15 protein-coding genes are annotated in these 15,693 nt (G+C 71.1%); 9 read left to right on the forward strand and 6 right to left on the reverse strand.

Features of this window, described 5'->3' with window-relative positions; all coding sequences use genetic code 11:
- The first annotated feature begins 7 nt into the window (after nucleotides 1–7).
- From ABEB28_RS37660 to ABEB28_RS37670, 3 genes are all read left to right on the forward strand, one after another.
- The gene (locus tag ABEB28_RS37660; protein WP_345733082.1) at nucleotides 8–922 is read left to right on the forward strand and encodes a glycosyltransferase family 2 protein; all 915 of its coding nucleotides are present in this window, start codon (nucleotides 8–10) and stop codon (nucleotides 920–922) included.
- A 589-nt stretch (nucleotides 923–1,511) separates the two neighbouring features.
- Nucleotides 1,512–2,363: a polysaccharide pyruvyl transferase family protein gene (locus ABEB28_RS37665; RefSeq protein WP_345733083.1), complete on the forward strand. Its 852-nt coding sequence runs from the start codon at nucleotides 1,512–1,514 to the stop codon at nucleotides 2,361–2,363.
- Nucleotides 2,360–3,451 (forward strand): acetate kinase, encoded by a 1,092-nt coding sequence (locus ABEB28_RS37670; RefSeq protein WP_345733084.1) that lies wholly within the window; start codon nucleotides 2,360–2,362, stop codon nucleotides 3,449–3,451. Before ABEB28_RS37665 ends, ABEB28_RS37670 begins: the two co-directional genes overlap by 4 nt.
- A 127-nt stretch (nucleotides 3,452–3,578) precedes the next feature.
- On the opposite strand, the gene ABEB28_RS37675 is transcribed toward ABEB28_RS37670, so the two are convergent.
- Entirely contained in the window at nucleotides 3,579–5,693 is a 2,115-nt protein-coding gene (locus tag ABEB28_RS37675; RefSeq protein ID WP_345733085.1) for a catalase, read from the reverse strand.
- Nucleotides 5,694–5,843: 150 nt separating this feature from the next.
- Here ABEB28_RS37675 and ABEB28_RS37680 point away from each other — a divergent pair, with 150 nt between their 5' ends.
- Nucleotides 5,844–6,797, forward strand: coding sequence for a TIGR03557 family F420-dependent LLM class oxidoreductase (locus ABEB28_RS37680; protein WP_345733086.1), 954 nt, complete (start codon nucleotides 5,844–5,846; stop codon nucleotides 6,795–6,797).
- Between the two features lie 283 nt (nucleotides 6,798–7,080).
- On the opposite strand, the gene ABEB28_RS37685 is transcribed toward ABEB28_RS37680, so the two are convergent.
- Nucleotides 7,081–7,596: a GNAT family N-acetyltransferase gene (locus ABEB28_RS37685; RefSeq protein ID WP_345733087.1), complete on the reverse strand. Its 516-nt coding sequence runs from the start codon at nucleotides 7,594–7,596 to the stop codon at nucleotides 7,081–7,083.
- Between the two features lie 40 nt (nucleotides 7,597–7,636).
- Nucleotides 7,637–8,425, reverse strand: coding sequence for an AraC family transcriptional regulator (locus ABEB28_RS37690; RefSeq protein WP_345733088.1), 789 nt, complete (start codon nucleotides 8,423–8,425; stop codon nucleotides 7,637–7,639).
- Between the two features lie 62 nt (nucleotides 8,426–8,487).
- Between ABEB28_RS37690 and ABEB28_RS37695 the strand changes: the two genes are divergently transcribed.
- Together ABEB28_RS37695 and ABEB28_RS37700 are read left to right on the forward strand one after the other, a co-directional pair.
- On the forward strand, nucleotides 8,488–9,066 hold the full coding sequence (locus ABEB28_RS37695; RefSeq protein WP_345733089.1) for a class I SAM-dependent methyltransferase: 579 nt from the start codon (nucleotides 8,488–8,490) through the stop codon (nucleotides 9,064–9,066).
- A 116-nt stretch (nucleotides 9,067–9,182) separates the two neighbouring features.
- Nucleotides 9,183–10,718 (forward strand): acyl-CoA synthetase, encoded by a 1,536-nt coding sequence (locus ABEB28_RS37700; RefSeq protein ID WP_345733090.1) that lies wholly within the window; start codon nucleotides 9,183–9,185, stop codon nucleotides 10,716–10,718.
- Between the two features lie 79 nt (nucleotides 10,719–10,797).
- Here ABEB28_RS37700 and ABEB28_RS37705 read toward each other — a convergent pair whose 3' ends face one another.
- Together ABEB28_RS37705 and ABEB28_RS37710 are read right to left on the reverse strand one after the other, a co-directional pair.
- Nucleotides 10,798–11,598 (reverse strand): family 1 encapsulin nanocompartment shell protein, encoded by an 801-nt coding sequence (locus ABEB28_RS37705; protein ID WP_345733091.1) that lies wholly within the window; start codon nucleotides 11,596–11,598, stop codon nucleotides 10,798–10,800.
- A complete protein-coding gene (locus ABEB28_RS37710; RefSeq protein ID WP_345733092.1) occupies nucleotides 11,595–12,611 on the reverse strand; it encodes a Dyp-type peroxidase in 1,017 nt (338 codons plus the stop codon). Before ABEB28_RS37710 ends, ABEB28_RS37705 begins: the two co-directional genes overlap by 4 nt.
- 110 nt (nucleotides 12,612–12,721) lie before the next feature.
- Here ABEB28_RS37710 and ABEB28_RS37715 point away from each other — a divergent pair, with 110 nt between their 5' ends.
- Nucleotides 12,722–13,357: a LysE family translocator gene (locus ABEB28_RS37715; RefSeq protein WP_345733093.1), complete on the forward strand. Its 636-nt coding sequence runs from the start codon at nucleotides 12,722–12,724 to the stop codon at nucleotides 13,355–13,357.
- Nucleotides 13,358–13,385: 28 nt separating this feature from the next.
- Here ABEB28_RS37715 and ABEB28_RS37720 read toward each other — a convergent pair whose 3' ends face one another.
- On the reverse strand, nucleotides 13,386–13,847 hold the full coding sequence (locus tag ABEB28_RS37720; RefSeq protein ID WP_345733094.1) for a DUF2000 domain-containing protein: 462 nt from the start codon (nucleotides 13,845–13,847) through the stop codon (nucleotides 13,386–13,388).
- A 106-nt stretch (nucleotides 13,848–13,953) separates the two neighbouring features.
- Here ABEB28_RS37720 and ABEB28_RS37725 point away from each other — a divergent pair, with 106 nt between their 5' ends.
- Entirely contained in the window at nucleotides 13,954–14,403 is a 450-nt protein-coding gene (locus ABEB28_RS37725; protein ID WP_345733095.1) for an Lrp/AsnC family transcriptional regulator, read from the forward strand.
- 121 nt (nucleotides 14,404–14,524) lie between these two features.
- Nucleotides 14,525–15,693, forward strand: a 1,169-nt coding sequence (locus ABEB28_RS37730) for a DUF222 domain-containing protein (protein ID WP_345733096.1), incomplete at its 3' end; no start/stop codon positions are given.

A 15,693-nucleotide genomic window follows, 5' to 3' on the forward strand; every position in this document is an offset into this window, starting at 1 on the left:
GGACTTCATGTTCGACGAACGTGTCACCGTCGCGGTGATCACGCACAACCGCCGGGACGAGCTGCTGCACACGCTCGACCAGCTCGCCGCCCTCCCGGAGCGGCCGGCGGTCATCGTGGTGGACAACGCGTCCACCGACGGGACCGCGGAGGCCGTCGCCCAGCGCCACCCGGACGTCCGGCTGCTGCGCCCCGGGCGCAACCTCGGTGCGTGCGGCCGGAACCTCGCCGCACGGGAGGTGACCACCCCGTACCTCGCGTTCTGCGACGACGACACGTGGTGGGAGCCGAAGTCGCTGGCCGGCGCCGCCGACCTGCTCGACGCCCACCCGATGGTCGCCGCGGTGACCGCCCGGATCGTCGTCCACGACCGGGACCATCCCGAGCGCGAGCCGTACGAGGATCCGATCGTCCCGGAGCTGCGTGACTCGCCGGTGCCTTCGCCGGCCTGGCTGCCCGGCCCGGCGCTCGGCTCGTTCTTGGCCGGCGCGACCGTGGTCCGGCTCGAGCCGTTCCGGGACGCCGGTGGCTTCTCGCCGCGGCTGTGGCTCGGCGGCGAGGAGGAGCTGCTCGCGGTCGACCTGGCCGCGGCGGGATGGTGGCTGGTCTACGCGGAGCACCTGACGATCCACCACCGGCCCTCCCCCGCCCGCGATTCGACGCTCCGACGGCGGCACGGCATCCGGAACACACTGTGGTTCACCTGGCTGCGCCGGCCGGTCGGGCGGGCGCTGCGGCGCAGTGCATTCCTCGCGACGACCGTGCCCAGGGACAAGACGTCACTGCTGGCGTTCGCCGAGGCCGCGGCCGGGTTGCCGTGGGTGCTCCGGGAACGGCGGGCCGCGCCGGACTGGGTCGAACGTGGCCTCCGGGCGCTGGAGGCTCCCCAGCGCGAGTCGGGAGCCCGTACCTATGTCGGCTAGCCCTGCGTCGGATCCCGGCTCTCCCTCAGCGCCCAGCGACGGTGCGGTCGGCGAGACGAGGGTTAGCCCTGCGTCGGATCCCGGCTCTCCCTCAGCGCCCAGCGACGGTGCGGTCGGCGAGACGAGGGTTAGCCCTGCGTCGGATCCCGGCTCTCCCTCAGCGCCCAGCGACGGTGCGGTCGGCGAGACGAGGGTTAGCCCTGCGTCGGATCCCGGCTCTCCCTCAGCGCCCAGCGACGGTGCGGTCGGCGAGACGAGGGTTAGCCCTGCGTCGGATCCCGGCTCTCCCTCAGCGCCCAGCGACGGTGCGGTCGGCGAGACGAGGGTTAGCCCTGCGTCGGATCCCGGCTCTCCCTCAGCGCCCAGCGACGGTGCGGTCGGCGAGACGAGGGTTAGCCCTGCGTCGGATCCCGGCTCTCCCTCAGCGCCCAGCGACGGTGCGGTCGGCGAGACGAGGGTTAGCCCTGCGTCGGATCCCGGCTCTCCCTCAGCGCCCAGCGACGGTGCGGTCGGCGAGACGAGGGTTGACCGTCCCATTCTGGTCACCGGGTGGTTCAGCTTCCTGCACGGCGAGGCGACCGCCGGTGACGTGCTCGCGGCCGACGCGGTCACCACGACGCTGGACGCCGCCCGGCTGCCGTACGACGTCGCCTGGTCACCCGGCTTCCGTCCGGACGCCCTGCACCTGGACGCCGTCGACCCGTCCGACTACGCCGCGGTGGTGTTCGCCTGCGGGCCGCTGCACAGCACGCCGCCCGGCCCGGGTATCCCCAGTCCGCTGCTCGACCTGCACGAGCGGTTCGCGGGCACGCGCCGCGTAGCGGTCGGCGTGTCCGTCCCCGACCCGTGCGACCCGGCCGTGACCGGCTTCGACGTCGTCCTCGCGAGGGACGCCGCCGACCAGCAGCCGGCGGCCGACCTGGCGCTCGCCGCCCCGGAGCCGTCCCCGGTGCCGGTGGTGGGCGTGATCCTCACCGACGGCCAGCAGGAGTACGGCGCCCGTCGCCGGCACGGGTCGGTGGCCGATGCGCTCACCGGCTGGCTGCACGGACTCGACGTCGCCCGGCTGCCGCTCGACACCCGGCTGGACACCCGCGACTGGCGGCTGGCGGCCACGCCCGGCCAGCTGCGCTCGGTGCTGACCTGCCTGGACGCGATCGTCACGACCCGGCTGCACGGGCTGGTGCTGGGCCTGCAGGCGGGCGTTCCGGTGCTCGCGGTCGATCCGGTGGCCGGCGGCGCCAAGGTGACCGCCCAGGGCAGGGCCCTCGACTGGCCCGCCGTACTCGCCGCCGACGACCTGGACAACCTCGAAGACCAGTGGCGGTGGTGCCTCTCCCCCGCGGCCAGGGCCCGCGCGGCGACGTACCGGACCGGGCACGCCCCGGACGACCTGACCAAGGGGTTGATCGACGCGCTCCGGGTACCGCTGCAGGTATGACACGAGTTCTCGCGGTCACCGCCGGCTCGCACAGCGTCGGGGTCGCGCTGCTCCGGACGACCGGCGACCCGGACGCGATCGAGGAGCTCGCCGCCCGGACCCTGGACGTCGAGCCGGGATCCTCCGAGGCGGCGGACGCGCTCCGGGACTTCGTCGGAGACCTTCCGGAGCAGCCGGACGCGGTCGGGCACCGACTCGTGCACGGCGGCCGCGTGGTGGCGGTGCCCACCGTCGTCGACGACGCGCTCGCCGACGCACTGGCCGACACGGCCGACCTGGCGCCGCAGCACGTCCCACCCGCGCTCGCGCTGCTGGCTTCGGCGCGGGACGCCCTCCCGGACGTTCCCCACTACGTCTGTCCGGACACCGCCTTCCACGCCGGACTGCCACCGGCCGCGGCGATGCTGCCGCTGCCCGCCGAGTGGCGGGAGCGCTGGCGGCTGCACCGCTACGGGTTCCACGGCCTGTCCTACGCGTGGGCGTCCCGGCGCGCTGCGGTGCTGCTCGGCCGGCCGTCTCCCAACCTCGTGGTCGCCCATCTCGGGGGCGGCGGCTCGGTCTGCGCGATCGCCGGCGGGCGGAGCGTCGACACTACGATGGGGATGACGCCGCTGGACGGGATCCCGATGACCAAGCGCTCCGGGGCGGTGGACCCCGGGCTGTTGCTCTGGCTGCTGGACGGGCGGTTGACGCTCGACGAGCTCTCCGAGGGGTTGCAGCGCCGGTCGGGGCTGCTGGGCATGTCCGGTGGGCTCTCCGACGACACCCGGGAGCTGGTCGCGTCCTCCGAGCCGGCCGCCGCCGCGGCGCTGGACGCGTACGCGCACGCGGTGCGGCGGGCGATCGGGGCGATGGCCGCGTCGCTGCCCCACTTGGACGCGCTGGTGTTCACCGGGGAGATCGGGTGGGACCAGCCCGAGGTGCGCGCGGCGGTCTGCTCGGAGCTCGCGGTGCTGGGCATTCAGCCGGTGAGCGGCGGCAACCGCGAGGACGACGGCGTGATCTCCAGCGCGGGCGTCCCCGTGCTCGTCGTCGAAACGAAGGAGGAGCACCAGATCGCCCGAGAAGTGACCACCGCACTCAGGTAGCGCAACCTCATATGGACGCTACGAGCCGGTCGGTAGCGTCCATATGGCGTGCTTGGGCTTGTTATTACAAGCCACGCCGCGCCCGAGCCCGGCGCCCGCCCACGCGGGTGGACGCCGGGCCTCCGTGCTACGCCGGCGGAACGGCGGACGCCATCACCAGCTCCTGCCGGTCCCAGACCCGGTGCGACCCGACCGCCTGCACGAACGCGGCACCGAAGTCCTTGTCCACCTTGTCCGTGAGCAGCACCCCCGGCCCGGACGCGATGCCCGCACCAGCGAGCACCTTCGCCCCGTCGCCCCACGCGGCGATCGCCTTGTTGTGCCGGTACGCCTCCAGCAGCAAGATGCGCGCCTTGATGTCACCGGCGTCCGGCGTCTCGGCCACACCGGCGGCCACCACGATCGCGTCGAACTCGATCGAGCGGGCGGTGAGGAACGTCCGCTCGACGACCTGCATGTGCTTGCCCTTGCCGAGCATCCCGCCGTGGGGGGCAATCACTCGCAGGATCGCGCCGGCGGCCTCGATCGGTCCGCGCAGCTCGTCGATGCCCGCGAGGTCGGCGCCCGGCCCGGCCACCACGCCGATGATCCGGCCGGTGATCGGCCCCGGCCCCGGCGGGATCTGCGACAGCTTCGGCGACACCGGCCCGTGCGTCACCAGTTCGCTCTTCGGCGCCGGCAGCCCCAGCCCGGCCGCGACCGTCTCGCAGAGCGTCGCGTCGATCTTCGCCAGCACCGTGAGGTACCGCTCCTTGATCGCCTGCTCGTAGCACTTACCCAGCTCGAACGTGAACGCCTCGATGATGTGCGCCTGCTCGATCGGCGTCAGCGAGTGGTAGAACAGCGCCGCCTGGCTGAAGTGATCGTCGAACGAGGCCGGGTTCTCCCGCACCTTCGGGCCGGACACCTGGCGCGGGACCTCGACGTACCCGTCGGTCGTGAAGGGACCGCCGCCGTCGATCGAGTTCGGCAGGTAAGGCGCCTGACCCCGATGGACGGCGGTCTGGTGCATGCCGTCCCGCAGGTTGTCGTTGACCGGGGTGTGCGGCCGGTTGATCGGCAGCTGCGGGAAGTTCGGCCCGCCCAGCCGGGTGAGCTGAGTGTCCAGGTAGGAGAAGAGCCGGGCCTGCAGCAGCGGGTCGTTCGTCACCTGGATGCCCGGCACCAGGTGACCGAGGTGGAACGCGACCTGCTCGGTCTCGGCGAAGAAGTTGGTGGGGTTCCGGTCGAGCGTCAACTTGCCGACCAGCTGTACCGGCGCGAGCTCCTCGGGAACGATCTTCGTCGGGTCCAGCAGGTCGATGCCCTCGAACGTCTCCTCCTCGCTGTCCGGGAACAGCTGCAGGCCCAGCTCGTACTCGAAGAACGCGCCGGCCTCGATCGAGTCGGCCATGTCCCGGCGGTGGAAGTCGGGGTCGACGCCCGCGGCGATCTGGGCTTCCTCCCAGACCAGCGAGTGGATACCGGCGACCGGCTTCCAGTGGAACTTCGCCAGGCAGGTCTCCCCCGCCTCGTTCTCCAGCCGGAACGTGTGGACGCCGAAGCCCTCCATCGTCCGGTAGCTACGCGGGATACCGCGGTCGGACATGTTCCAGAAGACGTGGTGGGTAGCCTCGGTGTGCAGCCCGACGAAGTCCCAGAACGTGTCGTGCGCCGACTGGGCCTGCGGGATCTCGCGGTCCGGGTGCGGCTTACCGGCGTGGATGATGTCCGGGAACTTGATGCCGTCCTGGATGAAGAAGACGGGGATGTTGTTGCCGACGAGGTCGAACGTCCCCTCGTCCGTATAGAACTTGGTGGCGAACCCTCGCGTGTCCCGCACCGTGTCCGCGGACCCGCGGGAGCCCAGCACTGTGGAGAACCGGACGAAGACGTCGGTCTTCTTGCCCTTCTCGGCGAGGAACTTCGCCTTGGTCGCCGAGCCGGCGTTGCCGTACGCGACGAACGTGCCGTGCGCTGCGGCGCCACGCGCGTGCACGACCCGCTCGGGGATGCGCTCGTGGTCGAAGTGGGTGATCTTCTCCCGCAGGTGGAAGTCCTCGAGCAGCGACGGACCGCGCGGTCCTGCCTTGAGCGAGTGGTCGGTGTCGGAGAGCCGTAGCCCCTGCGACGTGGTGAGATGCTCCCCGGCCTGCGCTCGGGGATCGCCGCCGAGCAGGTGCTCCCGCTCGGTCCGGCCGGTGGGGCTCACCGGCTTCGGTGCGGCTTGGTCGGGATTCTGCGTCACGTTGCTGTCTGCCATGAGCACACTCCGGGACATCATCGGACGGAAGCGGATGCATCCGTATGCCACTGGAGGAGCCCTCGAAACCGCTGCGCGCCGATAACTTGAAGAATTCCAGGATGGCCGTCGCGGAGTGTCAACGGCGATCGGCCGGGCACTCCGACCTTCATGGTGAGCATCGGATACTTCCTGTCCTGCGAGGAGTTCGGCCCGAAAGACCTGGTGGAGCAGGCCCGCAAGGCCGAGCAGGCCGGCTTCACGCGGCTCTGGATCTCCGACCACTTCCATCCCTGGAACGGCGAGCAGGGCAACAGCCCGTTCGTCTGGTCGGTGATCGGAGCGCTGTCGGAGGCCGTTTCCCTACCGGTCACGACGGCCGTGACCTGCCCGACCGTGCGCATCCACCCGGCCATCATCGCCCAGGCCGCGGCTACCGCCGCGGTGCAGCTGGAGGGCCGGTTCGTGCTCGGTGTCGGCTCCGGCGAAGCCTTGAACGAACACATCCTGGGCGACGCGTGGCCGCCGGCCGGCGTCCGTCAGGAGATGCTCGAGGAGGCGGTCGCGGTCATCCGTGAGCTGCACACCGGCAAGCTCGTCACGCACCACGGCGAGTACTACGTCGTGGAGAACGCCCGGATCTACACGCTGCCGGAGCAGCCGGTGCCGATCTACGTCTCGGCGTTCGGAGAGAAGGCGGCCCGTCTCGCCGCGGAGATCGGTGACGGGTTCTGCACGACGCAGCCGGACGCTTCTCTCGTCCAGCAGTACCGACGCGCCGGCGGCAAGGGCCCGGCGCAGGGCGGCATGAAGGTCTGTTACGCCCCGGACCGGGCGTCGGCGGTACGGACCGTGCACCGGCTCTGGCCGAACGAGCAGCTGCCCGGGCAGCTGGCGCAGGAACTGGCGACGCCGCTGCTGTTCGAGCAGGCATCCGAGCTCATCACCGAGGAGACCATCGATTCGTCGCCGCTGCCGCTCGGGCCGGATCTCGACCAGCACGCCCAGTCCGTGCAGCAGTACGTGGACGCGGGCTTCGACGAGGTGTACGTGCAGCAGATCGGCGCCGACCAGGACGCGTTCTTCGCGGCTTGGCAGAAGGAGGTCCTCCCCCGCTTCGCCTGAACACCGCCGCTGGGGGCGCGCCACGCGCGGGCGCGTCACACGCGGACATGCGTCGGGCGCGGGCGCGCGTCCGGAGGGGCGCGCGTCCGGAAGGGCGCGCGTCCGGAAGGGCGCGCGTCCGGAGAGTGGATTTCGGGAAGACCACCTCTGACGGCGCTTCGCGAGGTGGTCTTTCGGGAACAGCACCTCTCGCCGCGCCCGGAGAGGTGGTCTCTCGGGAAGACCACCTCTCGGCGCGCTCGGGGAGGTGCATTTTCGGGAAGACCACCTCGCGCGGCGCGAGTTACCGGCGGGTGCCCGCTTCGCCGCCGGAGAAGCGGGCGTAGGTGGTCATCACCTTGCGGAGCCCGCGCCGGGCGTAGAAGCGCTCGGCGCCGTCGTTGCCCGCCAGCACCTCCAGCATCAGGTCGTGAACGCCGCGGACGTCCAGCTCCGCGTCGACCCGGTCGAGCAGGAGCGTGCCGAGCCCGCGGCCGCGCCACTCCGGCGCCACCGAGAGCGTCTGCAACTCGGCGATCAGGTCACCGGTGATCCAGGTGTCCTCCGGCCCCTCGATGATCTCGACCAGCGCGTACCCGACCGGGGTCGCGCCGTCGTAGGCGACCAGCACGAACGCCTGCGGGTGAGCCAGCCAGTGGTGGTACTGCGCCCGGCGGATCCGCCAGGAGGTGGCCGGCGGGTGGTAGGCGAAACCGGGCAAACCCTCCTGATGGTGCGCGTGCAGGGCTAACCAGAGTTCTTTGAGCTCGTCGACGAGCTCGATCCGCCCGATCGTGATCGTCGGTTCCACCGTGTGCATCCGCCCAGCCTGCCTCGGCTTTTCGGCACCGACCAGGTATTTAACGGTCACGCGCGAAGTACGTGCCCGGCGGCGCACCAACGGTCCGGTGGAACGCCGCCACGAACGCGCTGGCCGTTCCGTAGCCGGCGCGCCGGGCCGCCGCCGCGACCGGTTGACCGGCGGCAAGCACCGGCATGGCGGCCCGCAGTCGCGCGTGCGTACGCCAGCGGCCGAACGAGAGCCCGGTCTCGGCCAGGAACACCCGGCGTAACGTGCGGGCGCTGGCACCGGTCAGCGCGCCCCACTGGGCCAGTGTGCGGCCGTCCGCCGGATCGTCGATCAGCGCGGCGGCGACCTGGCCGGCGCGGGCGTCCCGCGGCATCGGCAGCGGGATCGCCACCGTGGAGAGCGGCCGGAGCAGGTCGAACACGACGGCCTCGGCCCGGATTCGCTGTTCGGTCGGGAGCGCGGCATCGGCGAGGTGGTCGATCAGCGCGGCGAGCAGCGGCGTCACCGCGACCACGGTCGGCTCGGCCCAAGCCGAGATCGCCGCCGGGCACCGCTCCGGCAGGAAGTACGGGCTCCGGTTCCAGGACGGGTCCACCGCACCGGTCGCGTGGACCACCCCGGCCGGAACCCACAGCGCCAGTGTCCGGGGCAGGAACCAGGTCTCGTCGCCGACCCGGACGCTGCCCACGCCGCGCCGGGACCACACCAGCTGGTGCGCCGAGTGCCGGTGCGGCGGGAACCACTCGCCGCCGGTGAGCGCGAAGTCGCCGACCACGACCGCCCCGGGCACGCCGTCGTAAGGGGCGTCCCACATGGGTGCGTGGCCGTTACGCGACATGGCTTGGCAAGCTAGCGCATCGCGGCCGCGCGTGCTCCGCGCCTAACGTCCCGCTCATGCCGATGAACTGGATACACCGCAAGCTCTGCAGCTCCGATCGGTGGGCCGCGACGGTCGAGGGCACGCTGCTGCCGTGGGCCCTGTCCGGGGTCGAACTCGGCGACGAGGTGCTGGAGATCGGTCCCGGCTTCGGCGCCACGACGACGGTTCTCGCCCGGGACGTGCCACGCTTGACCGCCGTCGAGATCGACCCGGCGTCCGCCGAATCGCTGCGGCGCACGCTCGCCGACCGCGCGACGATCGTGAACGGGGACGCGACCGACCTGCCGTTCCCGGACGAGTCCTTCGACGCGGTCGTGTGTTTCACGATGCTGCACCACGTGCCGTCGCCGTCCGCTCAGGACACCCTGTTCGCGCAGGCCTGCCGAGTGCTCCGCCCCGGCGGCACGTTCGCGGGATCGGACAGCCGGTACAGCCGGGCCTTCCGCCTCCTGCACCTGCGCGACACGATGGTCGTCGTCGATCCGGACGGGCTGCCCGAACGGCTCCGGGCGGCCGGGCTCACCGATCCTCAGGTGACGACGGGGCGCGGGAGTTTCCGTTTCCGGGCCAGTAAGCCAGGCACCGTCCGTAAAAGTTAACGGCGAGTCTCGACAGCCCCGGGTGCCACAGGTCACGATGCCTGGGCCAGGTAACCAAGGTCGGCGCCGACCCGGGCGCGGGCCTCGGACTCCTCCGAGCGCGTGAGGTGTTGCCCGTGTACCCAGGAGCCTACGTCGCCTCCACCCCTGACAAGCCCGCCGTTGTCATGGAAGACGACAGCGAGATCCTCACCTATGCCCAGCTGGAAGAACGGTCGACCCGGCTCGCGAACGCATTCGCGGCGGCCGGATTACGGCCGGGCGACGTGGTCGCGCTGCTCTGCGAGAACAGCCCGCGCGTGTTCGAGGTGTACTGGGCCTGCCTGCGGTCCGGGTTGTACCTCACCGCGGTCAACTGGCACCTCGCCAAGCCCGAGGTCGCCTACATCCTGCGGAACAGCGACGCCGCCGCGCTCGTCGTCTCCGCAAGTCTGCGCCCCCTCGTCGAGGACGACTTCCCGGCCCTGCACACGCGCGTCCTGATCGGCAACGGGACACACCCGGAGTACCACGACTACGAGGAGTTCCTGGCGAGCGCGTCGCCCGAGCCGCCGGCCCACCAGCCGCGGGGCGGCGACATGCTCTACTCGTCGGGCACCACCGGACGCCCGAAGGGCATCAAGCCGGTCCTACCGGACCGCCAGGTGCACGAGCCGGGCGACCCCTATGTCGGAGTGTTCGCACCGATCTACGGAATGGACCAGAACACGGTCTACCTCTCCCCCGCGCCGCTCTACCACGCCGCGCCGCTGCGTTTCGGGATGGTGGTCACCAGCATCGGCGGCACGGTGGTCGTGATGCCGAGCTTCGACGCCGAGCGCGCCGTGCGGGCGATCGCCCGGTTCCGGGTGACGCACAGCCAGTGGGTGCCGACCCACTTCGTCCGGATGCTGCGGCTGCCGGTGTCGGTGCGCGGTGGCTTCGACCTGAGCTCGCACCGGGTCGCGATCCACGCCGCCGCGCCCTGCCCGGTCGAGGTGAAGCGGCAGATGATCGAGTGGTGGGGGCCGATCCTGGAGGAGTACTACGCGTCCACCGAAGGGGCCGGCGGCACGTTCATCGGCTCCGAGGATTGGCTCAAGCACCCGGGCTCGGTCGGCAAGCCGATGATCGGGATACCGCGCATCTGCGACGACAAGGGCAACGAGCTGCCGGTCGGCGAGACCGGGCTGATCTATTTCGAGCGCGACGACCTGCCGTTCACGTACCACAACGACCCGGAGAAGACCCGAAGCGCGCAGCACCCGGACCACCCCACCTGGACCACGGTCGGCGACGTCGGGCGGCTGGACGAGGAGGGGTACCTGTACCTGAGCGACCGGAAGGCGTTCACGATCATCTCCGGCGGCGTGAACATCTACCCACAGGAGATCGAGGACGCGCTGCTGCAGCACCCGGCGGTGCTCGACGTCGCGGTGATCGGCGTCCCCGACCCGGAGTTCGGTGAGACGGTGCTCGCGGTCGTCCAGCTGGTCTCCTCCGCCGAGCCGTCGGACGAGACCCGCGCGTCGCTCGGGGAGTTCGCCCGGGCACGGCTGGCCGGCTTCAAGGTGCCGCGCCGGATCGAGTTCACCGACGCCCTCCCCCGCACCCCCACCGGGAAGCTAGTCAAGGGCAAACTCCGCGACGAGTACAGCGGAACGCCCGCCTGATCCCGGCTCAGAAGATCGACCCGTTATCGACGTATCGCCGGCTGGCGATACGTCGATACGGGTCAGTTTTCTCGGAGGGTCAGACGGTGAGGTTCACGCTCGCTTCGCCGGTTTGGACGACGAACGTGAGGCTCTCCTGGAGGTACAGCTCGATCGACGTGGCGTCGTGGGAGAGGTAGCCGATCGAGACGTCCTGGCCCAGGTAGAGCTCGTAGTCCCCGCCGCGGGTGGAGAGCACGACGGCACCGTCGATCGCCGGCGCCCAGATGATCTCGCCGTCCCGCAGCACCCGGGCGATGTGCTCGTGGATCGGGTAACCGTGGTCACTGGTCTCCGCGACGGCGGTGTACGCCTCGGCCGACAGCAGCAGGCTGTACGGACCGTCGACACCGGCGAGCCGCAGCGACGTGATCGCCTGCGCCACCGCGTTCGGGTACTCGCGCACGTCGGCGGGGAGCGCGACCGTCGTGTTGGTACTGCCCGGCCGCACGCCGACGATGCCGCCCGCGGCGTACCCGTCGAGGATCGCGCGGTCCTCGGCGAACGCCAGCGCCTTCGCGGCGTCTTTGACCGGCTGCCAGTCCGAGTCCTTCGCCCCGCGCTCGACGTCGTCCACCGCCTGGCGGTCGACGACGAACGGGATGCGGAACTCGAGGACCGGCTGGACGATGCGGCTCCGCGCCCGCACGCCGTCGGCGGGCGGGACCAGCTCGCTCAGGTGCCCGGTGCCGACGGCGGACAGCTCCTCACCGGACGGACCGATCAGGTCGACGACTCGACGTGCGGCGACGTGCCTGCTGAACGTCCGGCGCGCTTCGGTCTCGATGTCGGCCCAGGCGGCGTCGGAGATCGGGGCGAGCTCGCGGTACAGGTTGTTCACGGTGCGGTGCTCCTCTTGAGGCTGCCGATACCCAGCGAGCCGTCGTCGACTGATGCTTGTCGGGCCGGGATCCGCGCAGGCGGACCGGGTGGGTCGTCCAGCCAGTCGGCGCTGGGGACGAAGAACAGGCTGCCGGTGACCGCGGTCGAGAAGTCGAGGATGCGGTCGTAGGTGCCCGGCGGGCGCCCGACGAACATGTTGACCAGCATCTGCTCGGTCACCGACGGGGTCGCGGCGTAGCCGATGAAGTAGGTGCCGAACTCCCCGGACGCCACCGACCCGAACGGCATGTTGTCCCGGACGATCTGCCGCTCGGTGCCGTCCTCGTCGACGATCGTGTTCAGCGCGACGTGCGAGTCGGGCGGCTTCACGTCGTCGGGCAGCTCGAGGTCGTCCAGCTTGGTGCGGCCGATGATTCGCTCCTGCGCCTCCACCGGCAGCCGGTTCCACGCGTCCATGTCGTGCAGGTACTTCTGCACGATCACGTAGCTTCCGCCGACGAAGTCGGGGTCCTCGTCGCCGATCGTGGCCACCTCGATCGCGGACGCGCCGGTCGGGTTCTCGGTGCCGTCGACGAAGCCCATCAGGTCGCGCTGGTCGAAGTACCGGAACCCGACCGTCTCGTCCACGACCTCGGCGGCGTCCCCGAGCCGCTTCACCAGGTGGGTGGCGAGCTCGAAGCAGAGGTCCATCCGCCGGGCGCGGAGATGGAACAGGAGGTCACCCGGGGTCGACGGCGCTTTGTGCGCGGCACCGGCCAGCTCCCGGAACGGGTGCAGCTCGGCCGGGCGCGGACCGCCGAACAGCCGGTCCCAGGCGTCCGACCCGATCCCCACGACGACGCTGAGGTCACCCTCCGGCGCGCGGAACCCCACCGAGCGGCCGATGCCTGCCACGTCCGGGAGCAGGTCCCGGACGACGTCCTCGCCGCCCTCGCGAATCACCACGACGAGGAAGATCGCCGCCTCGGTGAGCGGAGTGAGCACCGGTTGCGGCTCCACCGGCTTGACCATCGCGAACCCGTCTCTTTCGGCAGCTGACGACGTCCATCCTGCCGCTATCGAAATCAAACGCATCCGTCGGATGACTGTCTTTCCCATCACGCGGTAAGCAGACTCGAAGGATGACGGTGACCTCGGCACTGGTGTCGTTCGCGGCCGTGGCCGCGCTGCTGACGATCGTTCCCGGGCTGGACACCGCGTTCGTGCTGCGGACCGCGATGGTGGGCGGGCGCCGTCCGGCGTTCGCCGCAGCGGTTGGGATCGGCACCGGCTCGCTGGCCTGGGGAGCTGCGGCCGCGGTCGGCGTCTCCGCCCTGCTCACGGCGTCGACCGTGGCATACACCGCACTCCGCATCGCCGGTGCCGGTTACCTGGTCTGGCTCGGCGTCCAGCTGATCCGGGAGACGCTGGGCCGCCGCGCCACGGCCGCGGCGCGCCCCGAGACGACGGGCGCGAGCAGCGCATGGCGGGCGTGGCGGCGAGGCGTGCTGACGAACCTGCTCAACCCGAAGGTCGGCGCGTTCTACGTCGCGGTGATCCCGCAGTTCCTCCCCGAGCAGGCGCCGCACCTGCTGATGGGGTTGGCACTGGCGCTCGTCCACAACGCCGAGGGAATGCTCTGGTTCACCGGGTTGATCCTCGCCGCCCACTCGGTCCGCGGATGGCTGCGCCGGCCGACGGTCCAGCGTGCGATCGACCGAGTCACCGGCACCGCGCTGATCGGCTTCGGTCTGAAACTCGCCGCCTCACCCCGGTAGCTCTCCCATCGGTCACCGTTCGAAGAATTCACCGGAGGAGCTCGAGGCCGCCGACGAGCTTGTCGACCTGGTTGCGGGGGCCGACGAGACCAACCGCGTAGTACGTCATCTCCTCGTGCGGCGTCGCGGCCATCGCCGCCTGGTACTCGGTGTACGCCGTCGCGCGCTGGGCGATCTGCGGCATGTCGACGACGAGCACCGTGGGGCGCGTCACCGCCTTGGTCCGGATCCGGTGCAGCGTGGCCGCGTCTGCGCCGAGGATCGAGCATCCGGTGTACGGCAGCGGCTGGTGCTCCACCCCTGACCCGTCGACCGTCACCGGGCCGAGCAGTTCCGGCCGCTGTCCACCGACCGTCGCCGACAGGCACGCCGCCGCATTCACCTGCAGCCCGATCGGCAAGTCCTGGTCGACCACCACGACCCACTTCGTCCGCTGCTGCCGGGTGGTCAGCGCGAGCCGCTCGTCGTCCGGCGTCGCCACGATGCTCATCGAACACTCCTCCACGTGGTGCTTCGTTCCGAGCCGGAACAGTAGGCTCGAGTTGCGCACTACGCGGCTCGCCGCGAACGATGTTCGACGAATCGGAGAAACACCAGTGCTTGATGCGATCGACCGCGCTCTTCTGCGAGAGCTGGAAAACGATGCGCGGAAGACCAACCGGGAGCTGGCCGCCGCGGTCGGCGTCGTGCCGTCCACGTCGCTGCTACGCGTCCGGGCGCTCCGTGACCGCGGGGTCATCGCCGGTTACCGCGCCGAGGTCGATCTGGCCGCCGTCGGACGCCCGGTCCAGGCACTGATCTCGGTCCGGATCCGGCCGCCGTCCCGGCCGGTGATCAGCGCCTTCCGCGAGTGGGCGGCCGCGTTGCCCGAGACGATCGGGCTATTCGTGACCGCGGGCGGCTGGGACTTCCTGATCCACGTGGCGGTCCCCGACAACGACGGGCTGTACGCGTTCGTCATCGACCGGCTCACCGAGCGCCGCGAGGTCGCCGACGTCAACACCAGCGTGATCTACGAGCACGTGCGGTCCGCGCACGTGGTCTGACGCGGCCAGCGTGCCCCCTAGCTGCTCACCGGTCGTGCGCCGCTCGAACCTCGCAGCCTGACCTCCATTTACGGCCTGTGGACAGCCGTTTCGTGTCGGTGGCGCCGTTTATCATTAGGACATGCGTTCGATAGTCGAAGTGGCCGCAGGAGTGCGGGAGCTCGCCGAGGAGAATCTCAGCGGGCTCTCCGACGCGGCGCTACTCGACCGAGCGCGCGCCTTGCACGAGCTGCGGTGCGTGCTGGACGCCGCGACGGCGGCCACCACCGGCGCGATTCACCGGCGGGGTGCGGTCTCCGCTGACGGAGCGGTGTCGACGAAGGCCTGGCTCCAGGGTCGGCTGCGATGCGCGCCCGGTGAGGCGAACACGATGGTGGATACCGCCGCCGGCTTGCCGGGTCTGCCACGCTTCGCCGCCGCGCTCCATGCGGGGAAGGTCACGCTGGCGCATGCGTCGGTCGCGGCGTGGCTGGCCCGCAAGGTCGGCGCCGTCGCGCCTGAGCTCGTGGAGCGAGCCGAGGAGATGTTGTTCCCGCACGCTCAGCAACTCAACGCCGCGCAGCTGCGGCAGGCTGCCAAGCGCATCGCCGCGCACCTCATTCCCGAGCGGGACGATCCGCCGGAGCCGGAGCGCACCCTGTTCCTCGCCCAGACCCTCGGCGACATCTGGGACCTCAAAGGCTCCCTGTCTCCCGAGTTCGGCGCGATGCTGCAGACCTTCTTCGCCAGCCAGCCCAAGCCCGACCCCGACGACACCCGGTCGGCCGCCGAAGGCCGCCATGACGCTCTGGCCGCACTGGTCCGGCGGATCCTGGACAGCGGCGAGCTACCGGCGAACGGCGGCGAACAGCCCCACTTGGCCGTGCTGGTCCACGCCGGCGATCTCCGCACCACCGCGACCGGCCGACACGTCCTGATCGACAGCCCCTTCACCGACGACGCTGCCGACGGCAGGGGTGAGGGCGACGACTACCGGGGCGACGACTACCGAGGCGACGACTACCGGGGCGACGACTACCGGGGCGACGACTACCGGGGCGACGAGGACTGGGACTGGGACTGGGACTGGGACTGGGACTGGGACTGGGACACCGTCGCGGACTGGCTGTCCGACCCGCACCCGGTAGCAGTCGCCGCCCCAACCGGCGCCCTTTCCGACGCGAGCACTGTCGGTGTCGGGCCCATCCCTGGCACTCGATGGGTGCCTTCACCGGGAGAGGGCGGACGCACCGACTTCGGCGACCACCTCCCCCTCGCCGCCATCCAACGCCTCGCCTGCGACGCCGCGAT

Source organism: Cryptosporangium minutisporangium, from assembly GCF_039536245.1.
Lineage (GTDB): Bacteria > Actinomycetota > Actinomycetes > Mycobacteriales > Cryptosporangiaceae > Cryptosporangium > Cryptosporangium minutisporangium.

Coding starts and splice junctions, on each gene's coding strand:
- ABEB28_RS37680 (WP_345733086.1), top strand. CDS start 5,844: ATGGTGAGCATCGGATACTTCCTGTCCTGCGAGGAGTTCGGCCCGAAA.
- ABEB28_RS37660 (WP_345733082.1), top strand. CDS start 8: ATGTTCGACGAACGTGTCACCGTCGCGGTGATCACGCACAACCGCCGG.
- ABEB28_RS37695 (WP_345733089.1), top strand. CDS start 8,488: ATGAACTGGATACACCGCAAGCTCTGCAGCTCCGATCGGTGGGCCGCG.
- ABEB28_RS37685 (WP_345733087.1), bottom strand. CDS start 7,596: ATGCACACGGTGGAACCGACGATCACGATCGGGCGGATCGAGCTCGTC.
- ABEB28_RS37710 (WP_345733092.1), bottom strand. CDS start 12,611: ATGGTCAAGCCGGTGGAGCCGCAACCGGTGCTCACTCCGCTCACCGAG.
- ABEB28_RS37715 (WP_345733093.1), top strand. CDS start 12,722: ATGACGGTGACCTCGGCACTGGTGTCGTTCGCGGCCGTGGCCGCGCTG.
- ABEB28_RS37675 (WP_345733085.1), bottom strand. CDS start 5,693: ATGGCAGACAGCAACGTGACGCAGAATCCCGACCAAGCCGCACCGAAG.
- ABEB28_RS37690 (WP_345733088.1), bottom strand. CDS start 8,425: ATGTCGCGTAACGGCCACGCACCCATGTGGGACGCCCCTTACGACGGC.
- ABEB28_RS37670 (WP_345733084.1), top strand. CDS start 2,360: ATGACACGAGTTCTCGCGGTCACCGCCGGCTCGCACAGCGTCGGGGTC.
- ABEB28_RS37720 (WP_345733094.1), bottom strand. CDS start 13,847: ATGAGCATCGTGGCGACGCCGGACGACGAGCGGCTCGCGCTGACCACC.